Origin of the sequence: Rhizobium sp. RHZ02 (assembly GCF_014851575.1) — a bacterium.
GTDB classification, from domain to species: Bacteria; Pseudomonadota; Alphaproteobacteria; order Rhizobiales; family Rhizobiaceae; genus Rhizobium; species Rhizobium altiplani.
Genome location: NZ_JACUZX010000136.1, coordinates 1 through 240, shown reverse-complemented (window position 1 = coordinate 240; position 240 = coordinate 1). Strand labels below are relative to the sequence as shown.

The following is a 240-nucleotide window of genomic DNA, read 5'->3' as shown; positions in this document are numbered from 1 at the left end:
ACATCAAGGTCGGATCGAGCGGCGGGCGGCCGTTGTCGGCGCAATAAAGCCCCGCAACACGATCATGGATGAAGGAAAAGTCGATCACCGCGTCGATCTTGCGCAGCAGGTGATCCTTCGGCACCAGGCTGTCGAGCGTCACCATCTCAAGAGCCGTCTGGGTGGGGGCAGGTTTCTTCAACATGTCCCAATGAATCACAAACCCCCAGACGGTGCCAGGGGTTTGTCAGCAATCTGAGG

General features: G+C 58.3%; 1 pseudogene. It reads right to left on the bottom strand.

The annotated features are described in order from the left end of the window. Window positions 1–184: pseudogene (locus IB244_RS31850) on the bottom strand (IS5/IS1182 family transposase); the annotation flags it as partial. Window positions 185–240 lie beyond the last annotated feature (56 nt).